The sequence below is a fragment of the Pararhizobium sp. A13 genome (assembly GCF_040126305.1).
Classification (GTDB): Bacteria; Pseudomonadota; Alphaproteobacteria; order Rhizobiales; family Rhizobiaceae; genus Pararhizobium.
The window spans coordinates 3,097,958-3,117,929 of the sequence record NZ_CP149510.1 but is presented as its reverse complement, the minus strand read 5'-3'; the positions used below and the strand labels follow the sequence as shown (position 1 = coordinate 3,117,929).

Below are 19,972 nucleotides of genomic sequence, written 5' to 3'. Positions count from 1 at the left end.
CTCGATGGCCGACATCCTGCAGAAGATCGAGATCTACAAGCGCGAAGAAATCGCCGCAGCCAAGGCCAGCGTTAGCCTTGCCGACCTGAAGGCGTTGGCCGCGGATCAGGAAGCGCCGCGCAGTTTCTTCAAGGCTCTCGATGCGAAGCGAGCCCAAGGCGGCTTCGGACTCATCGCCGAGATCAAGAAGGCAAGCCCCTCCAAGGGCCTCATTCGTGCTGATTTCGACCCGCCGGCTCTTGCGAAGGCCTATGAAGCTGGCGGCGCTGCCTGCCTTTCGGTGCTGACCGACGGTCCGAGCTTCCAAGGCGCGCCGGCGTTCCTGACGGCTGCGCGAAACGCCTGTTCGCTTCCAGCGCTGCGCAAGGACTTCATGTTCGACACCTTTCAGGTTCATGAAGCCCGCGCGTGGGGTGCCGACTGCATCCTGCTCATCATGGCATCGCTCAACGACAACGATGCACAAAGGCTGGAGGACGAGGCGTTTTCGCTGGGCATGGACGTGCTTGTCGAGGTCCATGACGAGGAAGAACTCGAGCGCGCGCTAAAGCTCGCCTCGCCGCTCGTCGGTATCAACAATCGCAACCTTAAGACTTTCGAGGTCGATATCGCCTTGTCCGAGAAGTTGGCGCCGCTGGTTCCCGCCGATCGGCTGCTGGTCGGCGAAAGCGGCATCTTCACGCATGAGGACTGCGTCCGGTTGGCAAAAAGCGGCATTTCCACCTTCCTCGTCGGCGAGAGCCTGATGCGCAAGGACGATGTGACCACGGCGACGCGAGCGCTTCTCACCGGTTCCGCCGGCATCCTGGCCGCCGAGTGATGTCCAAGCCCTCCCTTACCCATATCGGTGCTGGCGGCGAGGCCGATATGGTTGATGTCGGCGACAAGGAGGAGACCGTTCGCATCGCCGTTGCCGAGGGGCATGTCCGGATGCGGCCGGAAACGCTCGACCTCATTCTCAAGGGTAACGCCAAAAAGGGCGACGTGATCGCCACCGCACGTCTTGCCGGCATCATGGCGGCCAAGCAGACGGCCAATCTCATTCCGCTTTGCCATCCGCTCATGCTCTCCAAGGTCTCTGTGGAGATTACGCCGGACGAGGCCCTGCCCGGCCTGCGGATCGAGGCGATGGCCAAGCTCACTGGCCGCACCGGGGTCGAAATGGAAGCGCTGACTGCCGCAAGCGTCGCCTGTCTGACGATCTACGACATGGCCAAGGCAGCCGATCGCGAGATGGAGATCGGTGGCATCCGGCTTGTTCGCAAGTCCGGCGGGCGCTCGGGCGATTTTGTCCGCAAGGAGGGCTGATGGCTTTGCTGCCTGTTTCGGATGCCCTGGGCAGGTTGCTCCGTGGAGCAGCGCCGATACGGCGTTCTGAAATGATCGGGCTGCACGCTGCCGCGGGGCGCGTGCTGGCCGAGGATGTCGCCGCACGGCTGACGCATCCGGCCTTCGACAATTCTGCCATGGATGGTTATGCCGGGCGTCAAGAGGACTTCGCAACCATTGGCGCTGAGCTGACCGTCATCGGCCAATCGGCGGCCGGGCGTGGCTTTACAGGCCATATCGGCCCCGGCGAGGTCGTGCGTATCTTCACCGGCGCTCCCGTTCCGTCCGGCGCCGATACTGTGCTGATCCAGGAAGATGCTGAAATTACCGCGGACAAGCGCATCCGCACCATCTTCGCTCCCGCAAAGGGCCGCCATATCCGCCCGAAGGGTCAGGATTTTCGTGCCGATGACGTCGTGCTGCGGAAGGGCGAACTGCTGGATGCGGGGCGGCTGACCGTCGCCGCGGGCATGAACCATCCGGAGCTTCCGGTTTTCGCTCGCCCAAAGGTGGCGATCCTTGCAACCGGCGACGAACTCCTGCCGCCCGGAAGCATTCCAGGCCCCGACAAGATCATTGCGTCGAACACATACGGCGTAGCAGCGATCGCGCGCGACAACGGTGCCGAGGTCATCGATCTCGGGATTGTTCGCGACGACAGGGCCGCCATCGCGGCGGCCGTCGCCGAAGCACGCGCCAAGCGCGCCGATGTGCTGGTGACTTTGGGGGGGGCTTCGGTCGGAGATCACGATCTCGTCCAATCGACGCTGGTCGCAAGCGGTATGACGCTCGATTTCTGGCAGATCGCCATGCGCCCCGGTAAGCCACTGATGGTCGGAACCCTCGATGGCATGACCGTGCTCGGGCTGCCCGGAAACCCGGTGTCGAGTCTTGTCTGTGCCCTTTTGTTCCTCGAACCGCTGCTGCGCCATCTCGGCTCCCTGCCCGCGCGCGACCGCGGCGGCAAGGCAAGGACCGTGACCGCGCTTGCCGCCAACGACAAGCGCCAGGACTATGTTCGCGCGCGGCTGTCGCGCGACAGCGACGGAACACTTCAGGCAGAGACGTTCTCGCGTCAGGATTCCTCGATGATGCAGGTCTTTGCCCAGTCCGATTGCCTGATCATCCGGGCGCCTTTTGCGCCGGAAGCGGAAGCCGGCACCATCTGCGATGTCATGATCCTGCGGCAACCGGCTCGCTAACGGCTTCTTCCTCGACTTTCCGCCCTTCCCGAACGCCCGCGTGCGCCTATCTACTGTCAAGTAAATGACGGTCGCGCAGGGAAGGAACCGCCGTGAGTCGCAATGCGCTCTACATGATCATCGGGGGTCTCGCCGTCCTCGCCGTGGTCCTCGGGATTTATGTTTATGATAAGGAAACCCAGCCGGCCGGCATCGAATTGAAGATCGGCAAAGGTGGCGTTTCGATCCAGGAAAACTAAAAATCCGTCACGAGATCGACACGGCAATCTTTTATTAACCAAAGCAGTCGAATAATTCGTCCAGTTGATCTGACTACGGATGGACTAGCAGGTCATACGCAAGCGAATTGAGGAAAGGTCGGGTTAGTCCCGGCCTTTTTGCTTTTCAAGGACACTTCAATGCGCGGCGCGCGAGACCAGGATCTTGTCGATGCGGCGCCCGTCCATGTCGATGACCTCGAAACGGTATCCGAAGGCTTCCGTGACATCGCCCTCTTCCGGGTTCTTGCGCAACTGCTGTACGAGGAAACCGGAGATCGTTTCGTAGTTTCCGTCCGAATCGATTTCATCGATGCCAATCGTCAGATGGATTTCATCGATCGGAGTGCGTCCATCAACCAGATAGGAACCGTCGTCGCGAAGCCGAATCAACGCATGCTCGATGTCGTCGTAGTTGGACGGCAGCACGCCGACGATCGCCTCAAGAATATCAGCCGTGGTGATGATCCCTTCGATACTGCCATATTCGTCGACGATCATCGCCATGTTGATATGCGACGACTTGAAGGCCTCGAGCGCTTTCAAGCAGGAGGCCGTTTCCGGCAAGGTGTGAATATCCTTGATGAAGTTGCGAATATTGAAGCCCCTGCCCGGCGCGTTCAGCACCTCCTTGACGAGGACCGCGCCCAACACTTCATCATTGGCGTCGATGACCGGATAGCGAGAATGCGAGGATTGTTCGATCTTGGCGCGGATCGTTTCGAGAGAATCGGTGACTTCGATAAAGCTCACTTCGGTGCGATGCGTCATGATCGATTTGACGTTGCGGTCGCCGAGCCGAATGATCCGCCTAAGCATCTCATGTTCCGATTTCTCGATCGCACCGCTTTCGACGCCCTCGGCCATTATCGCCTGCACCTCTTCTTCCGTCACGTGATCGCTGTCGATCGATACGCCGAACATCCTTATGAAAAGCGCTGCCGAGGTCTCGAACAGATAGACGACGGGTGCCGCCAGGCGAGAGAGGAACAACATCGGTCCGGCGACGAACATCGCCACGCCTTCCGAGTTCCTCAGGGCCAGTTGCTTCGGGATAAGTTCCCCGATCACCACCGACATGTAGGTGATGAGCGTCACGACGACTGCGACCGCGACCGTGCTGCCATAGGGATTGATCCAGCTGACGGCGTTGAGCGCCGGCGCAATTTTTTCGGCGATGGTGGCACCGCCATAGGTACCGGCCAGCGTGCCGACCAGCGTGATGCCGACCTGGACGGTCGAGAGGAATTTGCCGGGATCTTCGGCAAGCCGCAGCGCCAGTTCGGCGCGGCTGTTGCCCTGTTTTGCCATCTGCCGCAGCAGAGGCCGGCTTGCAGATACAATTGCCATTTCCGAAAGCGCGAAAAACGCATTGATCAATAAGAGCACGAAAATGACAATCAGTTCGAACATAACCCTCGGACACCGTTGATGGAGATCTGCGCGCCGGATATGCGGCCGCAAGCTGTAGCCCTATCAAATAGGCGGAAGATGCAATGGCAGCAAGGCGGCAACGGTGGAATTGCCGTTCTTTTGCCGAAGGGCTCCAAATGCCGGAACGAACACCTCTGGGTTTTGCCGCCGGACGCCAGTCTTATCGGCTGAGAGGTTTCGCTTCAGCAAGTTCCCGTAGTGCCACGCGAACGCGGTCCCGCCCGACGCGGATGACATTCTCCATGGCGGCGCGGGCGCCGGCCTCGTCGCGCCGGCTTATCTGCTCGACGATGCGGATATGAGTGCGCGCAACATCATCGATCTGATCCCGGCCAGATGCGGGCGAACTCAACTTGAAGATGCCGACGAGTGCGGCCTCGATCAGACTACCGACGGTGCGCATGAACGGGTTGCCGGAAGCCTCGACCACGGCGAGATGAAAGCGCAGATCGGCCATCGCCAGCGTCTCGGCCGTGTGCTCGGGGTCACCCATGGCCACAGCCAGCCGCATCATGCCGCTGATCTCCGCTTCCGTTGCGTTGACCGCCGCAAGGGCTGCCGCATGCGGCTCGAACGCCAACCGGATTTCGCTGAGGTGATAGAGGAAATCTTCGTCGACGCCGCCGTGGAAATGCCAGGTCAGCACATCGCTGTCGAACAGGTTCCACTGGTTCTTGGCGGTGACCCGTGTGCCGATTCGGGCGCGCGGGACAATCAGGCCCTTTGCTGCCAAGGTCTTCATCGCTTCGCGCAAAACAGTGCGGGAAACCTTGAACCGCATCGCGAGCTCCGGATCTCCCGGCAGGATGGAGCCAACGGGAAACTCTCCCGAGACAATGGCTTTGCCCAGTTCGTCCACCACCTGCGCGTGGCTTGTGCGCGTGTTGGCACCGGTAATGACGGTTTCGAGCAGCCCCTTACGCAAGTGTCTCCCTCCTCAGGAATACCTTTTGTTCTGGCGCGACAATAACAGTATCCCCTTTTGCATCAGAATGAATGCAAACAGCAAAGCACCGATCAGAATTTTCGTCCACCAACTCGACAGCGAGCCATCGAAGGTGATGTAGGTCTGGATCAGTCCCTGGATCAAAACGCCGACGAGTGTTCCTCCAACAAACCCGGCGCCCCCTGTCAGAAGCGTTCCACCGATTACCACCGCAGCAATCGCGTCCAACTCGACACCAACGGTTGCGAGCGAATAACCTGCTGATGTGTATAGGGAATAAACGATTCCCGAAAGCCCGGCGAGAAAGCCGGACAGGCCATAGATCAGAATCGTCGTGCGCCCGACCGGAACGCCCATCAGCGCCGAGGTTTGCGCGCCACCGCCGAGCGCGTAAACGTTGGTGCCGAAGCGCGTCCGCTGGGCAAGCAGTATGCCGATCGCAAAGACCAGAAGCATCAATCCGCCGATCAACGTAATCCGGCCGCCGCCCGGCAGTTTGTAGTAGAAGCTCTTCATCGTGCCGTAGAACGGATGCTTGATCGGGATGGAATCGATCGACAGCACGAAGGCCATGCCGCGCGCCAGAAACATGCCGGCGAGCGTGACGATGAAGGCCGGCATTTCCAGATAGTGGATGATCGCGCCCATGATCGCGCCAAACATCGTGGTGATGACAAGGACCAGAACGAAGGCTGCGAGTGGGTGGATGCTGGTGCTCTCCAGCATGACGGCGAGGAAAATGCCGGTGAAGGCAATGACCGAGCCGATCGACAGGTCGATGCCGCCAGACAGGATAACGAAGGTCATGCCGACGGCGGCGATGCCAAGAAAGGCGTTGTCGGTCAGAAGATTGCCGATCACGCGCGTGGACAGGATGTTCGGATACTGCACCGCGCAGGCGGCATAGGAAACGATGAAGATGATGATGGTCGCAATCAGCGGAAGGTATTTCTGGTTCATCGGATGGATTTTCGGCTGAGAAAGGTCACTCCGGCCTGCACGCGCGGCGACTGGATGACGAGGATGATGACGATGATGGCGGCCTTGATGATCAGGTTGAATTCCGGCGGGAAGCCGGACAGAAGGATACCGGTGTTCACAGCCTGAATGATCATCGCGCCTGCCAGGGAAGCGATGATGCTGAAACGGCCGCCGAGCAGCGAGGTGCCCCCGACGACGACCGCAAGGATGGCATCCAGTTCCAGCCACAAGCCGGCATTGTTGGCGTCCGCGCCCTTGATGTCGGCGGTGACGATCAGGCCGGCGATGGCTGCGCAAAGGCCGGAAAGCATATAGGCCGCCATCAGCAGCAGCGGCGTCTGAATGCCCGAAAGCGTGCTGGCGCGGCGGTTGATCCCAACGGCCTCGATCAGCATGCCGAGCGCTGTTCGCCGCACCAGAAGCGCAACCGCGATGCCGAATACCAGCCATATGACAACAGGCATTGGCAGGCCCGCGAAAGCGCCGCTCCCGATGAAGATCAGACCGGGATCATTGAAGGTCAGGATTGCGCCCTCGGTCACCAGTTGCGCGATGCCGCGTCCTGCGACCATCAGGACCAGCGTGGCGATGATGGGCTGGATATTGAGGATGGACACAAGAAAGCCATTCCAGACGCCGCAAATGAGGCCTGTGCCAATCGCCAGCAACAGCGTGACGATCAGCGGATCCCCCCGCACGCTGGAGGCGGCGGCAACGGCGCCGCAGATGGCCATGACGGCGCCGACCGACAGGTCGATACCCTTGGTGGCGATGACAACCGTCATGCCGACCGCAAGAAGGGCGACGGGCGCGCCGCGATTGAGAATGTCGATCAGGCTGCCGTAGAGCCGGCCGTTCTGGATCTCCATCGAAAAGAAACCCGGAAAGACGAGCCAGATCAGCACAAGGATAACCGTCAACGCTATGAGTTGAGGGAGCAGCCGCTGGCTGAGACGTGTTGCACTTTCAATCATATATGTTCTCCCGCGCCGGGCGCGGCGGCGATGGCATTGACGATATGTTCCGTGGTGATCTCGCTGCCGGTCAGTTCCGCCACATGGGCGCGGTCCCTGAGCACGATGACGCGCGAGCTGTAAGCCACGAGCTCCTCGAGCTCCGACGAAATGACGATCAGCGACATGCCTTGGCCGCAGAGTTCGCCAATCAGCCGAATGATCTCGGCATGGGCGCCGACATCGATGCCGCGCGTCGGTTCGTCGAGAATGAGAAATTCCGGGTTCGTCGCCAGCCAGCGCGCCAGGATGGCCTTCTGCTGGTTGCCGCCGGACAGAAGCCTGATCGGCTTCTCGCGGTCGCTGGTGCGGATATCGAGCGCCTTGATGTAGCGGTCTGCAAGGGCGTTCTGTTCAGCTGCAGACAGTGGACGCGCCCAGCCGCGCCGCGCCTGCAAAGCCAGGGCGATGTTTTCGCGCACGGATAGTTCGCCGATAATGCCATCTACTTTGCGATCCTCGGGGCAGAAGCCAAAACGCTGGGCGATCGCGGCCCGCGGCGACGTGAGATTGACCGGCTTGCCGCCGATTTCCGCCGTACCACAGTCGGCTTTGTGAACGCCGAACAGCAACTCCGCGGTTTCGGTGCGCCCCGAGCCGAGCAGACCGGCAATACCAACGACCTCGCCTTTGCGAACCTCGAGATTGAAAGGCTTGATTGTGCCTGCCTTGCCATAGCTGGAAAAACGAAACTGAACCGGCCCGCTCGATGTTTCGGCTGCCGCTACCGCCTTTTCCGCGGACTGAAGCTCATGGCCCAGCATCATCGTCACAAGCTCCCGACGCGGCAAAGACGCGGTCTCGCGTGTGCCGACCAGCTGGCCATTGCGCAACACGGTTATGCGGTCCGAGAGATCGTAAACCTGTTCGAGGAAATGGGTGATGAAGACGATGCCGAGGCCCCTCGCCTTCAGGCCGCGGACGATGCGAAAGAGCAACTCCACCTCCTGCGCGTCGAGACTGGCGGTCGGCTCGTCGAGGATCAACACCTTGCCAGAAAGATCGACAGCCCGTGCGATCGCCACGACCTGCTGGATCGCGACCGAATAGCTTTCAAGCGCTGCGGAGACGTTGATGTCTATGCCATACTGTGCAAGCAGCGCCTTGGCGCGATTCTTCATTTCGCCCGTGTTGACGAGACCGAAGCGGCGCGGTTGGCGACCGAGAAAGAGATTTTCGGCGACGCTCAGATTTCCGAGCAGATTGACTTCCTGGTAGACGGTGCCAATGCCGAGCTTCTGTGCGTCGAGCGTGTCGTGCGGATCGATCTCTGTGCCGTCGAGTGTCAACGTCCCGGCATCGCGGCGGTAGGCGCCGGTCATGCATTTGATCAGTGTGGATTTGCCTGCGCCGTTCTCGCCGAGAAGCGCGTGTACTTCACCGCGACGGAGCGAGAAATCGACTTTGTCGAGCGCGACGGCACCCGGAAAGGTTTTCACGATCCCGACGGCGGTGAGAATATCGTTGCTATTGTTATGCATAAAAACCAGCGTCCTAAAAAACGTAGGTTACCCGTAACTTACGGATTGCAGCAAATGGCGCCACCGCCCAGTGTCGTGGACATCCAATGCCAAGCGCCCATCTGCCGAGATTTGACGGCATTGACGACGATTTGACCAGCACCGCTTTTCGGCCAATGCTTCCTGTCGGTGAGACAGGAAGCATCACGGTCTTGCGACGGCCGGCGGCTAATTAATAGCCGAGGCCCTTCTTCTCCTCGTAGACCTTCTGGGGATCGTCGGCCTGGGTGTAGAGCTTCGATTCCGTCTGGATCCACTTCGCCGGCTTGGTACCATCCTTCAGGAAGGCGTCGAGCGCGTCGAGTGCCGGGCCCGCCATGTTCGGGGTCAGTTCGACGGTGGCATTCGCTTCGCCCGCGGCCATGGCCTGGAAGATATCCGGAACGGCGTCGATCGAAACGACGAGGATGTCCGTGCCCGGCTTCAGGCCGGCTTCCTTGATCGCCTGGATCGCGCCGACGGCCATGTCGTCATTGTGAGCGTAGAGCGCGCAGATGTTCTTGCCGCCGTCTTCCGCCTTCAGGAAGCTTTCCATGACTTCCTTGCCCTTGGTGCGGGTGAAGTCACCGGTCTGGCTGCGAACGATCTTCAGATTATCGTGGCCCTTCAGTGCTTCCTCGAAGCCCTTCTTGCGGTCGATCGCCGGGGATGAACCGGTCGTGCCCTGAAGCTCGACGACATTGCACGGCTTTCCCGCGACGGTATCGACCAGCCACTTGCCGGCGACATTGCCTTCGTGAACGAGATCGGACGTGACTGCCGTCAGGTAAAGATCATCGGATGAATCGACCGTGCGGTCGAGCAGGATCACCGGAATTTCCGCGTCCTTGGCTTCCGTCAACACTTCATCCCAACCGGTCGCCACAACCGGGGCGATCAGGATGGCATTGACGCCCTGTGCGATGAAGGAACGCAGTGCCTTGATCTGGTTTTCCTGCTTCTGCTGTGCGTCGGCGAATTTCAGGTCGATGCCCCGCTTTTCTGCCTGCTGTTTCGTCAGCGTGGTTTCAGCGGCACGCCAGCCGGATTCCGAGCCGATCTGCGAAAAACCGATCGTCAGATCGGCAGCAGAGGCCGAACCAAACATGCAGGCAGCCAGAATCGTGGCACAGCTAAGTGCAGTCTTGATTTTCATGATGTCCTCCCAAAGAAAGCTGCTCCTCAGCAGCGAGGATAAAAAATCATACTATATGACTTATGTAAACCCGATTTTGCGCGGTTTGCGAAATTTTCCCGGCCAGAATCGAAAGAGGGCAGCCTTGCGGCCACCCTCCCTGATTGCACACGAAATGATGCCGAATTTACTGCGGCAGCTTGTCGTCAACACCTTCGACGTAGAAGTTCATGCCGAGCAGCGTGCCGTCATCGGACGATTCGCCGACCTTCAGCCACTCGGAACCGTCTTGCTTTTTCAGCGGGCCAGTGAAGGGCTTAAGCTCACCGGACTTGATCTTGGCTTCGGTCGCCTCAGCCATCGCCTTCACATCATCCGGCATGTTGGTGTAAGGCGCCATCGTCAGGATGCCGTCCTTCAGGCCGTCCCAGCTCGACGTGGTCTCCCACTTGCCGTCGATGAAGGCCTGTGTGCGCTTGATGTAATAGGCGCCCCAGGTATCGACGATCGCGGTCAGCTGCGTTTCCGGGCCTGCCTTGATCATGTCGGAGGCCTGACCGAAGGCCTTGATGCCACGCTCGGCAGCAACCTGCATCGGCGCCGTCGTGTCGGTGTGCTGGGTCAGCACATCGACACCCTGGTCAATCAGTGCCTTGGCAGCGTCGGCTTCCTTGCCGGGGTCAAACCAGGTGTTTGCCCAGACGACCTTGATCTTGAAGTCAGGGTTGATGGTGCGAGCGCCGGTGACGAAGGAGTTGATGCCCATCACCACTTCCGGAATCGGGAAGGAAGCAATGTAACCGGCAACGCCCTTCTGCGAGATCTTCGCAGCGATCTGGCCCTGGATATAGCGGCCTTCATAGAAGCGGCTGTTGTAGGTCGCAAGATTCGGAGCCGTCTTGTAGCCGGTGGCATGCTCGAACTTCACGTCCGGGAATTTCGCGGCGATCTTGACCGTCGCATCCATGAAGCCGAAAGACGTCGTGAAGATCAGGCCGCAGCCGGAGCGGGCCAGACGCTCGATGGCGCGTTCGGCATCCGGACCTTCCGGAACGTTTTCGAGGAACTGCGTCTCGACCTTGTCGCCGAGCGCCTTTTCGAGTTCCTGACGGCCGAGGTCATGGGCCTGCGTCCAGCCACCGTCCGTCTTCGAACCGACATAGACGAAGCAGACCTTGGCTTTTTCCTGTGCGCTTGCCGCGGCGGAAAAGCCGATCACGGCGGCCGTGGTTGCGAGTGCGAAGAGAATTTTTTTCATTGTGACCCCTGTAGGTTTTTGGAATTTGGTTGTTGTTCTTGTTTACCTGTCCGGCACAAACGGTTTACCGAGCGATGCCGGCGTGTTGATCAGCGTCGTGCGCCGATTGTGCGAGATGAGAATTAGTACGACAATCGTCGCCAGATAGGGAAGAGCAGAAAGAAACTGCGAGGGAATCCCGATGCCGAACGCCTGGGCGTGCAACTGGCTGATCGAAACCGCACCAAACAGATAGCCGCCGGCAACCACCCGCCACGGTCGCCATGAGGCAAAGACAACCAGCGCCAGCGCGATCCAGCCGCGCCCGGCCGACATGTTTTCCACCCATTGCGGCGTGTAGACCAGCGACAACTGCGCGCCGGCGAGCCCGGCGCAGGCGCCGCCGAACATGACGGCGAGATAGCGCATGCGGATGACGTTGATGCCAAGCGCATGGGCCGAGGCGTGGCTATCGCCGACGGAGCGCAGCTTCAGTCCGGCGCGGCTCCTGAACAGGAACCAGTGGACGCCGGCGACGACAGCGATCGAGAGGTAGAAGATCAGATCCTGCTTGAACAGCAGGGCACCGAGAAACGGGATATCCGACAGAACCGGAAAGACGATCTGCGGCAGCTTGATACCGGACTGGCCGACATAGGCCTCACCGATCATGCCGGATACGCCGAGACCGAGGATGGTCAACGCCAGTCCCGTCGCAACCTGATTTGCCACCAGCGTCAAAGTAAGGAAACCGAACAGCAGGGAGAACAAGGCGCCCGAAGCAATGCCGGCGAGAATGCCGACATAAGGCGATCCCGTCATCTGCGTGGCGATGAAGGCGCAGGCGGCCCCCATGATCATCATGCCCTCGACGCCAAGATTGAGCACGCCGGAACGTTCCGTGACGAGCTCCCCGACGGCCGCCAAAACCAGCGGCGTTGCAGCGGTAATGACTGTTAGGAGGATGGCTTCGAAAATTCCCATCAACGCGCTCCGTCCGTCGCGGCGGCCGTCAGCTTCGACCATACGAGCTTGATCTTGTAGTGAATGAGCGTGTCGCAGGAGAGCACGAAGAAGAGCAGCAAGCCCTGGAAGACGCGGGTCACCTTGTCGGAGACACCAAGCGACAATTGCGCTGCCTCGCCGCCGAGATAGGTGAGTGCCAGCACAAGACCGGCCACGACGATCCCCAAAGGATTGAGCCGTCCGAGGAAGGCGACGATGATGGCGGTGAATCCGTAACCGGGCGAAATGACGGGGCGCAACTGTTGGATCGCACCGCTGACTTCCGAAATTCCCGCAAGGCCGGCGAGCGCGCCGGAGAGCAGCATCGAAAACCAGATCATCTTGCGCGAGGAAAAACCGGCGAAGCGCCCTGCCCGCTCGGACTGGCCGAGCACGGTGATCTCGAACCCCTTCAGCGTGTAGCGCATCATGAACCAGATGGCGATGGCCGCGAGGATGGCGAAGCCGAAGCCCCAATGCGTTCGTCCGGAGGCGATCATCTCAGGCAGGACGGCAACCGGATCGAAGGTCCGCGTCTCTGGAAAATTCATGCCACCCGGATTGCGCCAGGGGCCGCGCACCAGCCAGTCCAGAAACAGCTGCGCGACATAAACAAGCATCAGGCTGGTCAGGATTTCGTTGGTGTTGAGATGCGCCTTGAGGAATGCAGGAATGCCGGCGAACAGCGCGCCGCCCAGCATTCCGAGCAACAGCATGAGTGGCAGCACCAGCGGCGAATGCCATTCATTGAAGACCACCGGCAGGATCGAGCCGGCAATCGCGCCAATGATGAACTGCCCTTCTGCACCGATATTCCAGTTGTTCGACCGGTAGCAGACGGAAAGGCCGACGCCGATCAAAATCAGGGGGGCCGCCTTGATTGCCAGTTCATGCAGAGACCACACTTCCATCAGCGGTTCGATGAAGAAACTGTAGAGCGCGGTCACCGGGTTCTTGCCGAGCAGCAGGAACATGATGCCGCCGAAGATCATGGTCAAGACAAGCGCAATAGCAGGCGACAGGATCGAAAATAGTTTGGAGACGTTCGGCCGTCTTTCCAGTTCAATGCGCATGTGCCGTCTCCGCGGTCTCGGTCTTGCCGTACATACCACCCATCAGCAATCCGATCTTTTCACGCGAGAGCTCGGACGCGGGATAGATATCCGAAAGCCTGCCTTCGCTGATCACGGCGATCTCGGTCGCAACTTCGAAAATCTCGTCCAGATCCTGGCTGATGACGAGTACGGCCGAGCCGGATTTGGCGAGATCGACAAGCGCCTGGCGAATGCGGCTGGCTGCGCCCGCGTCGACACCCCAGGTCGGCTGGTTGACAACCAGCACCGTCGGCTGGCGGTCGAGTTCGCGGCCAACGATGAATTTCTGCAAATTGCCGCCGGACAGCGAGCCGGCAGGCGGATTCTCGCCGCTCTTGCGCACGTCCATGGCTTCCGAGATGCGCCTGGTTGCCGCTTTCACCGCATTTTGACGGATGAGGCCAAGCACGCCACCGCCGAGGAAGGCCCGACGATCGGATTGGCTGCGCGCGAGCACGAGATTGTCGGACAGCGAAAGAGCCGAGACCGCCGCATGGCCATGGCGCTCTTCCGGCACGAAGCCGGCGCCCATCAGCCGGCGGGCACTGATACCGCGTGTTCCGACAGGTTTATCCGCGATGCGCACGACGTCATCGCTGCCAGCCGGATATTCGCCGGACAGCGCATCGAACAATTCGCCCTGACCATTGCCTGCAACGCCGGCAATCGCCAAGACTTCGCCAGCATGAACCTTGAGACAGATGTTCTTCAGCGAAACGGCAAACGGCGTTCTAGCGGAAGCGGACAGATGCCGCGCCTCCAGCTTCACTGCGCCCTTCGTGCTCGTTCCCTCCGCGCTCACATGCGCGACATCGCTGCCGACCATCATGCGCGCCAACGAGGAGGCCGTTTCCCGGCGCGGGTCGCAGGCGCCGGTGACTTTGCCGTGCCGCAAGACCGTTGCACGGTCGCAGATCCGCTGAACCTCCTCCAGCCGATGGCTGATATAGAGGACCGATCGACCTTCGGCCTTGAGTTTGTTCAGTGTCTCGAACAGCCGGTCGGCCTCCTGCGGCGTCAAAACGGAGGTCGGCTCGTCGAGGATAATCAGCTTTGGATTCTGCAGAAGCGCGCGGACGATCTCGATGCGCTGACGCTCGCCGACCGAGAGGTCTGCGACATGCGCCTTCGGATCGAGAGGCAGTCCATAGCTGTGCGACAGCGCGGAGGCTTCCTCGGCAATGCGGTTCAGCGAAATGCCAGGCGCCATTGACAGCGCAATGTTTTCCGCAACCGTCAGCGCCTCGAACAGCGAGAAGTGCTGGAACACCATCCCGATGCCGAGTTTGCGCGCGGCACTCGGACTGGTGATCCGTACGGGCTTTCCCTGCCAGACGATCTCACCGCTCGTCGGCGCCAGAACGCCGAACAGCATCTTCACGAGCGTCGATTTGCCGGCGCCGTTCTCGCCGAGAAGCGCGTGAATTTCACCCGGTTTGATATCGAGATCGATGCCGTTGCAGGCAGCGAATGTGCCGAACAGTTTCGTCAGTTGGCCAACAGCCAGCAATGGACCATTGGCAGGTTGTGCGTCAGCCGACACGCCGCCCTCATTTTCTTTATCTTGCTGCCCTGTCTGCCTTTTTCGGCTTCTCTCACGGAATCAGCAACGTTGTTCCACTCGTTTTTCTTGCTTCGAGATCCGTATGCGCCTTGCTTGCATCGGCAAGCGCATAGGTCTGGTTGATATTGATACGCACTTTGTTGCTTTGCACAACATCAAACAGGGAGTTTGCACACGCCTCCAGAGCAGGCCGCGTCGAGACGTAGCTGAACAGGGTCGGCCGCGTTGCAAACAAGGATCCCTTTTGCGCCAGGATGCCGATATTGACGCCTTCGACCGGCCCGGAGGAATTGCCGAAGCTGACCCAGAGACCACGCGGCTTGATGCAGTCGAGCGATGCCGGAAACGTATCGCGGCCGACCGAATCATAAACGACATCGACACCCTTGCCGTTGGTGATCTCCTTGACCTGGGCGACGAAATTATCCGTGCTGTAGTTGATGACGTGGTCATAACCATGGGCGAGCGCGAGGTCGATCTTCTCCTGTGAGCCGGCCGTGCCGATCACCGTTGCGCCGAGCGCCTTCGCCCATTGTCCGGCGATCAGGCCGACACCGCCTGCGGCTGCATGGAACAGCAGGGTGGTTTCCGGACCGACCTTGAAAGTCTGATTGAGCAGATACTGAGCCGTCATGCCTTTCAGCATCATCGCCGCTGCCGTTTCCAGCCTGATATCATCAGGTACCCTGACGAGCTGCGAAACGTCGATGTTACGCTCGCTGCTATAGGCACCGTCGGAGGAGGCATAGGCCACACGGTCGCCGACTGCGAAGGTGCTGACGCCATCGCCTACTGCCGTGACGATGCCTGCGCCCTCCTTGCCCGGAATGAAGGGAAGTCCCTCGGTGGATTTATAGAGGCCGGTGCGAAAATAGACGTCGATGAAGTTCACGCCGACGGCGACCTGGCGAATCTGGACTTCGCCCGGGCGGGGCGGCGTCAGCGTGATCCCCTCGATTTTCAGAACATCCGGCCCGCCAAGCGCGCGCACCATAATGGCCTGTGCCATGAAACCTCCTCAACCCCGCCCGAGACGGGGAAATATCTGCAAGATAAAGCCAATGACGTAGAGATAAAGGCCGGTGCCGACAACGCCGGCGACGACCCATCCGGGCGTGTCGAAATGCAGCAGCAGCGCGTAGATGCCGAGCACCGACCAGACGGCAAAGACGGCAAGATTGAGCGATCGCAACCGCTGGACACGGACCGGATGAAGGAAATTGATCGGCATGAAGGTCAGGAAGACCGAGACGAAGACCACGATCGAAGCCGCGATCTCGCTGGCGTCGATGACGAACAGCGTGAACACCACCATGTTCCAGACGACGGGAAAGCCGGAGAAGAAATATTCGTCCGTCTTCATGCCCATGTCGGCGTAATAGATCGCGCTCGACATCACGATGGCGCCGGCGGCGACGAAGGACCAGGGTTCGCCGATCATGCCGCTCTGATAGAGCGCGAAGGCCGGCAGGAGGACGTAAGTGACGTAATCTATCACGTTGTCGAGCGTATCGCCGGACCAGTTCGGCAGCACTTCCTTGACCCGCACTTTCCGCGCGATCGGCCCATCAATGCCATCGACGGCCAGCGCAAGACCCAGCCACCAGAACATGTCGACGAACCGGTGCTCGGCCGCGGCAACAACGCCGAGAAAGGCCAGGAAGGAGCCCGATGCAGTGAGGATATGGACGGAGAAGGCACGGATTTCGGCGTAGGGCACGCGCTTGTAATTGAAAAACTTCATTGGCAGACGCACCCTGTCCTTACTCTGCGCTTTCCCCCGAAGCATGCTAAACCCGCCGCTGTTGAGGGCCCACGCTCCCTTACCCGCCTTGTCGCGCGGTGTTGGCGGTAATATGCACCGTTTCAGTTTGGCTGCCAGCAAAAATCACAGGCCCTTCAAAAAGCGCGGGAATCAGCTGTGGACGCATCCCGGCCGCCTGTGCCACATCACCCCATTCCCATCATGGGCGGTGGCGGGTAAGATTGGTTCATCGTCAAGCACGAGCAGGAAACGAACGTCATGGATCACTTCGAAATCGCGGTTGTCGGCGCCGGGCTTGCCGGATCGCTCGCCGCCCTCGCCTTGACCGATTCCGGGCGTAGCGTCGTGCTGATCGCACCGGTGCCCGCACGCCCCGACGGGCGCACGACGGCGCTGATGGATCGCTCTCTTGATCTTGTGCGGCAACTGGGCCTCTGGGATGCGATCGAACCTTTGGCGGCACCGCTCTCCACCATGCGCATTATTGACGGCACCAGCAGGTTGCTGCGTGCACCGACCGTGACCTTTCATGCCGCCGAAGTGGGCCTCGACGCTTTTGGCTACAATATCCCCAATGCGCCCTTCCTATCGCTGCTGGAAAACGAGGCCGAAACCCGCCCGTCGCTCACACGCCTTGTCGCCAGCCTGGCGCAGATCGAATTCGACGCCAACAGGGCGACCCTGACCCTCAACGACGGCCGCGCCGTCACCGCCGATCTCGTCGTCGGCGCCGATGGACGAAAATCCAGAGTGCGCGGGGCGGCCGGTATAAACGTCCGCAACTGGTCCTATCCGCAAAGCGCCGTGGTGCTCAACTTCGCTCATCAGGTCCCGCACCAGAACATCTCGACCGAGTTCCACACGCCGGACGGTCCGGTCACGCAAGTACCGCTGCCCGGTCCGCGTTCGAGCCTCGTCTGGGTGCAAAAGCCGGACGCCGCCGCAGCAACGTTGGCGCTTTCATCCGAGGAACTCTCGCTGGCGGTGGAACAGTGCATGCAGTCTATCCTGGGCAAAGTCACTATCGAAGGCACGGCGCAATCCTTCCCGCTCTCCGGCATGGCTGCCAAGGCTTTCGGCAGGGACCGCGCCATTCTCATCGGCGAGGCGGCACATGCCTTCCCGCCGATCGGCGCGCAGGGACTGAACCTCAGCCTTCGCGACATCATGGCGGCGACCTCGCTGCTTTCCGACCTCCCGACCATCCCGGACGATTTTGGCGCACGTTATGACCGCAAACGGCGAGCCGATATCCTGACCCGTACCGTCAGTGTCGATCTGCTCAACCGGTCACTGCTGTCCGATTTCCTGCCGGTGCAGATGCTGCGCGCGGCCGGGCTGCAGGCTCTTGCCAGCGTTCCGCTGCTACGCAATCTGATGATGCACGAGGGGCTGAACCCCGGCAGCGCCTTGCAAACGCTGCACAGTTCCTTACGGGAAAAGATCGGCTGGCAGCGCGCCTGAACCGATCAGGTAAAGCAGCGCCGTTACCGTGGCAACCGACAGGACGGTGGTGATCAGGATCGTCGCCGATGCCCGCTCCTGCCAGACACCATATTGCTGGCCGATGACGAAGACGTTGGTCGCCGTCGGCAGCGAGGCCAGCAGCACGGCTGTCTGCACCCAGACCGTCTCGAAATTACCGACAAAACTCAGAACCAGGTACATCAGCACCGGATGAAGCATGAGTTTCGCTGGAACGATGTAGCCGAGCTCGGCGGGGATACGCTTCAGCGGCCGTAGCGCCAGCGTCGCGCCCATGGCAAACAGGGCGCAAGGTGCGGCTGCCTGCGCGAGATAGTCAATCAGCCGTTGAACCGGCAACGGCGGCTGGAACGAAACAGAAGCCGCTATCACGCCGGTAATCGTCGACAGGATGAACGGGTGCAGCAGGATTTTGCGGGCAATGCCGAAAACGAGCTTGCCTGGCGAACTCTTCTCACCGCCCGCCAGCGCCATCATCGCGGGCGCCACCATGAAATGCAGCACGTTCTCGAAGCAGAAGATCAACGCCACCGGCACGGCTGCCGGTTCGCCGAGCGCCAAGAGCGCGAGACCCGGTCCCATATAGCCGATGTTGCCATAGGCGCCGGCCAATCCCTGCACCGTTGATTCGGCAAGCGAATTGCGGCGGACGAGGTAACCCGCGCCAAAAACGAGCGCGAAGACCGTATAGGTGGTGCAGATCGAGGCGAAGACGAAATCGAATCGTGTGAGTTGCTCGATTGGCGTCTTCGACACCAGTTTGAAGAAAAGCGCCGGCAGTGCCAGATAGATGATGAACGTATTGAGCCAACCCATGGCATCGCCCGCACCCTCACCGGCAGGATTCCTTGCCACCCTGGCTGTCAGATAGCCAAGGAAGATCAGACCGAAGAACGGTAATACCAAACCGGATATTTCGGCCATCTTTTCCGCGGAGCCTCTGTGTGAAGCCTGTGCTTAGCCGATTTGCATCAGCACAGGAAAGGTCTCCTGGAACCAGATCGCCATCGAACTGATGAAGCCGAAGACGAAGGCAAGGCCCGCAAGGATCAGGAAGACTCCCATCAGCTTTTCCACCAGGCCGAGATGGCGGCGGAAGCGCGACAGGAACCTCATGAAAGCGCCGGAGAACCCGGCGGCGATCCAGAAGGGGATCGCCAGGCCCAGCGAATAGACCGCCAGCAGCATCGCGCCATCGCCGACCGTATCGCGCGCGGCGGCCACCCCCAGAATCGTACCGAGCACGGGGCCGATGCAGGGCGTCCAGCCGAAGGCGAAGGCAAGCCCCATAATATAGGCGCCGGACAGCGTCGCTGGCTTTCCGCCACCCTGGAAACGCGCCTCCCGCCCGAGCAGGCCGATACGCAAGACACCGAGGAAATGCAGGCCCATGATAATGATCACGATGCCGCCAATGCGCGACAGGATGTCGATATGCTGGCGCAGCACGAGGCCGATGGTGGACGCCCCTGCCCCGAGCGCCACGAAGACGGTGGCAAAGCCCAGCGTGAAGAAGAAGGCCGCTCCGAACACCGCGCGCCGCGTGCCGGCAATGGCGGCCTCACTTTCGCCGCCGCGAAACTGATCGACCGAAATGCCCGCCATATAACAGAGATAGGGTGGCACCAACGGCAGTACACAGGGCGACAGAAAGGACAGCGCGCCCGCCAAAATGGCGGTCCAGACGGAAATATCAGCGATCGACACCAGTTAAGAACTCCAGCCTGCAACACGCTCGCGCCGTCTTAGCGCCGATGTCGCCGCCAAACCAATCACCTTTTGGCGATCTCCTTGCAAATCATCGAATTTACACTTTTCGCCTGTTTTTTGGGTTGACCAAAACAAGCCCGCTGTGCATATGTCCGCCCACTTCCGCCGGGCACGAAACGCCCCGGTTTCTGGGAGCGCGTAGCTCAGCCGGTAGAGCAACTGACTTTTAATCAGTAGGTCCAGGGTTCGAATCCCTGCGCGCTCACCATAAAATCTTTGTCCGACCCGGAGACATAGGTGACAGTTTGTCCCTACT

The 19,972-nt window shown here is 60.4% G+C and carries 19 protein-coding genes and 1 tRNA gene; 6 read left to right on the top strand and 14 right to left on the bottom strand.

The window, feature by feature from the left end; genetic code table 11:
• The first annotated feature begins 4 nt into the window (after positions 1-4).
• From trpC to WI754_RS15390, 4 genes are all read left to right on the top strand, one after another.
• Entirely contained in the window at positions 5-820 is an 816-nt protein-coding gene (gene trpC / locus WI754_RS15405) for an indole-3-glycerol phosphate synthase TrpC (RefSeq protein WP_349434345.1), read from the top strand.
• Positions 820-1,308: a cyclic pyranopterin monophosphate synthase MoaC gene (gene moaC / locus WI754_RS15400; protein WP_349434343.1), complete on the top strand. Its 489-nt coding sequence runs from the start codon at positions 820-822 to the stop codon at positions 1,306-1,308. Before trpC ends, moaC begins: the two co-directional genes overlap by 1 nt.
• On the top strand, positions 1,308-2,531 hold the full coding sequence (glp, locus tag WI754_RS15395; RefSeq protein WP_349434341.1) for a gephyrin-like molybdotransferase Glp: 1,224 nt from the start codon (positions 1,308-1,310) through the stop codon (positions 2,529-2,531). Before moaC ends, glp begins: the two co-directional genes overlap by 1 nt.
• 92 nt (positions 2,532-2,623) lie before the next feature.
• Complete coding sequence (locus tag WI754_RS15390; protein WP_349434340.1) at positions 2,624-2,770, top strand: hypothetical protein; 147 nt, start codon at positions 2,624-2,626, stop codon at positions 2,768-2,770.
• 156 nt (positions 2,771-2,926) lie between these two features.
• On the opposite strand, the gene WI754_RS15385 is transcribed toward WI754_RS15390, so the two are convergent.
• The 12 genes from WI754_RS15385 to pcsA form a co-directional block, all read right to left on the bottom strand.
• Positions 2,927-4,201 carry a hemolysin family protein gene (locus tag WI754_RS15385; protein ID WP_349434338.1) on the bottom strand — a complete coding sequence of 425 codons (1,275 nt, stop codon included), beginning with the start codon at positions 4,199-4,201 and terminating at the stop codon, positions 2,927-2,929.
• Between the two features lie 181 nt (positions 4,202-4,382).
• The gene (locus tag WI754_RS15380) at positions 4,383-5,147 is read right to left on the bottom strand and encodes a FadR/GntR family transcriptional regulator (RefSeq protein ID WP_349434337.1); all 765 of its coding nucleotides are present in this window, start codon (positions 5,145-5,147) and stop codon (positions 4,383-4,385) included.
• A gap of 12 nt (positions 5,148-5,159) precedes the next feature.
• Entirely contained in the window at positions 5,160-6,128 is a 969-nt protein-coding gene (gene yjfF, locus WI754_RS15375) for a galactofuranose ABC transporter, permease protein YjfF (RefSeq protein WP_349434336.1), read from the bottom strand.
• Positions 6,125-7,123, bottom strand: a complete 999-nt coding sequence (locus WI754_RS15370; RefSeq protein ID WP_349434335.1) for an ABC transporter permease — start codon at positions 7,121-7,123, stop codon at positions 6,125-6,127. The genes yjfF and WI754_RS15370 overlap by 4 nt, the downstream gene beginning before the upstream one ends.
• Entirely contained in the window at positions 7,120-8,643 is a 1,524-nt protein-coding gene (ytfR, locus tag WI754_RS15365) for a galactofuranose ABC transporter, ATP-binding protein YtfR (RefSeq protein WP_349434334.1), read from the bottom strand. The genes WI754_RS15370 and ytfR overlap by 4 nt, the downstream gene beginning before the upstream one ends.
• A 211-nt stretch (positions 8,644-8,854) precedes the next feature.
• The gene (gene ytfQ, locus WI754_RS15360; protein WP_349434333.1) at positions 8,855-9,817 is read right to left on the bottom strand and encodes a galactofuranose ABC transporter, galactofuranose-binding protein YtfQ; all 963 of its coding nucleotides are present in this window, start codon (positions 9,815-9,817) and stop codon (positions 8,855-8,857) included.
• Positions 9,818-9,983: 166 nt separating this feature from the next.
• The gene (locus WI754_RS15355; protein ID WP_349434332.1) at positions 9,984-11,054 is read right to left on the bottom strand and encodes a BMP family ABC transporter substrate-binding protein; all 1,071 of its coding nucleotides are present in this window, start codon (positions 11,052-11,054) and stop codon (positions 9,984-9,986) included.
• A 42-nt stretch (positions 11,055-11,096) separates the two neighbouring features.
• Positions 11,097-12,017, bottom strand: a complete 921-nt coding sequence (locus WI754_RS15350) for an ABC transporter permease (protein ID WP_349434330.1) — start codon at positions 12,015-12,017, stop codon at positions 11,097-11,099.
• Positions 12,017-13,111 carry an ABC transporter permease gene (locus tag WI754_RS15345; RefSeq protein ID WP_349434328.1) on the bottom strand — a complete coding sequence of 365 codons (1,095 nt, stop codon included), beginning with the start codon at positions 13,109-13,111 and terminating at the stop codon, positions 12,017-12,019. Before WI754_RS15345 ends, WI754_RS15350 begins: the two co-directional genes overlap by 1 nt.
• Positions 13,101-14,675, bottom strand: coding sequence for an ABC transporter ATP-binding protein (locus WI754_RS15340; RefSeq protein WP_349434327.1), 1,575 nt, complete (start codon positions 14,673-14,675; stop codon positions 13,101-13,103). Before WI754_RS15340 ends, WI754_RS15345 begins: the two co-directional genes overlap by 11 nt.
• 52 nt (positions 14,676-14,727) lie before the next feature.
• Positions 14,728-15,705, bottom strand: coding sequence for a quinone oxidoreductase (locus WI754_RS15335; RefSeq protein WP_349434326.1), 978 nt, complete (start codon positions 15,703-15,705; stop codon positions 14,728-14,730).
• Between the two features lie 9 nt (positions 15,706-15,714).
• On the bottom strand, positions 15,715-16,440 hold the full coding sequence (gene pcsA / locus WI754_RS15330; RefSeq protein WP_037123731.1) for a phosphatidylcholine synthase: 726 nt from the start codon (positions 16,438-16,440) through the stop codon (positions 15,715-15,717).
• 279 nt (positions 16,441-16,719) lie between these two features.
• Between pcsA and WI754_RS15325 the strand changes: the two genes are divergently transcribed.
• The gene (locus WI754_RS15325; RefSeq protein ID WP_349434324.1) at positions 16,720-17,925 is read left to right on the top strand and encodes a UbiH/UbiF family hydroxylase; all 1,206 of its coding nucleotides are present in this window, start codon (positions 16,720-16,722) and stop codon (positions 17,923-17,925) included.
• On the opposite strand, the gene WI754_RS15320 is transcribed toward WI754_RS15325, so the two are convergent.
• Together WI754_RS15320 and WI754_RS15315 are read right to left on the bottom strand one after the other, a co-directional pair.
• Positions 17,893-18,870: an AEC family transporter gene (locus WI754_RS15320; RefSeq protein WP_349434323.1), complete on the bottom strand. Its 978-nt coding sequence runs from the start codon at positions 18,868-18,870 to the stop codon at positions 17,893-17,895. The two genes, WI754_RS15325 and WI754_RS15320, sit on opposite strands and share 33 nt — an antisense overlap.
• A 33-nt stretch (positions 18,871-18,903) precedes the next feature.
• Positions 18,904-19,653: a cytochrome c biogenesis CcdA family protein gene (locus tag WI754_RS15315; RefSeq protein WP_349434322.1), complete on the bottom strand. Its 750-nt coding sequence runs from the start codon at positions 19,651-19,653 to the stop codon at positions 18,904-18,906.
• Between the two features lie 195 nt (positions 19,654-19,848).
• On the opposite strand from WI754_RS15315, the gene WI754_RS15310 reads away from it, so the two are divergent.
• Positions 19,849-19,924, top strand: a tRNA-Lys gene (locus WI754_RS15310).
• Positions 19,925-19,972 lie beyond the last annotated feature (48 nt).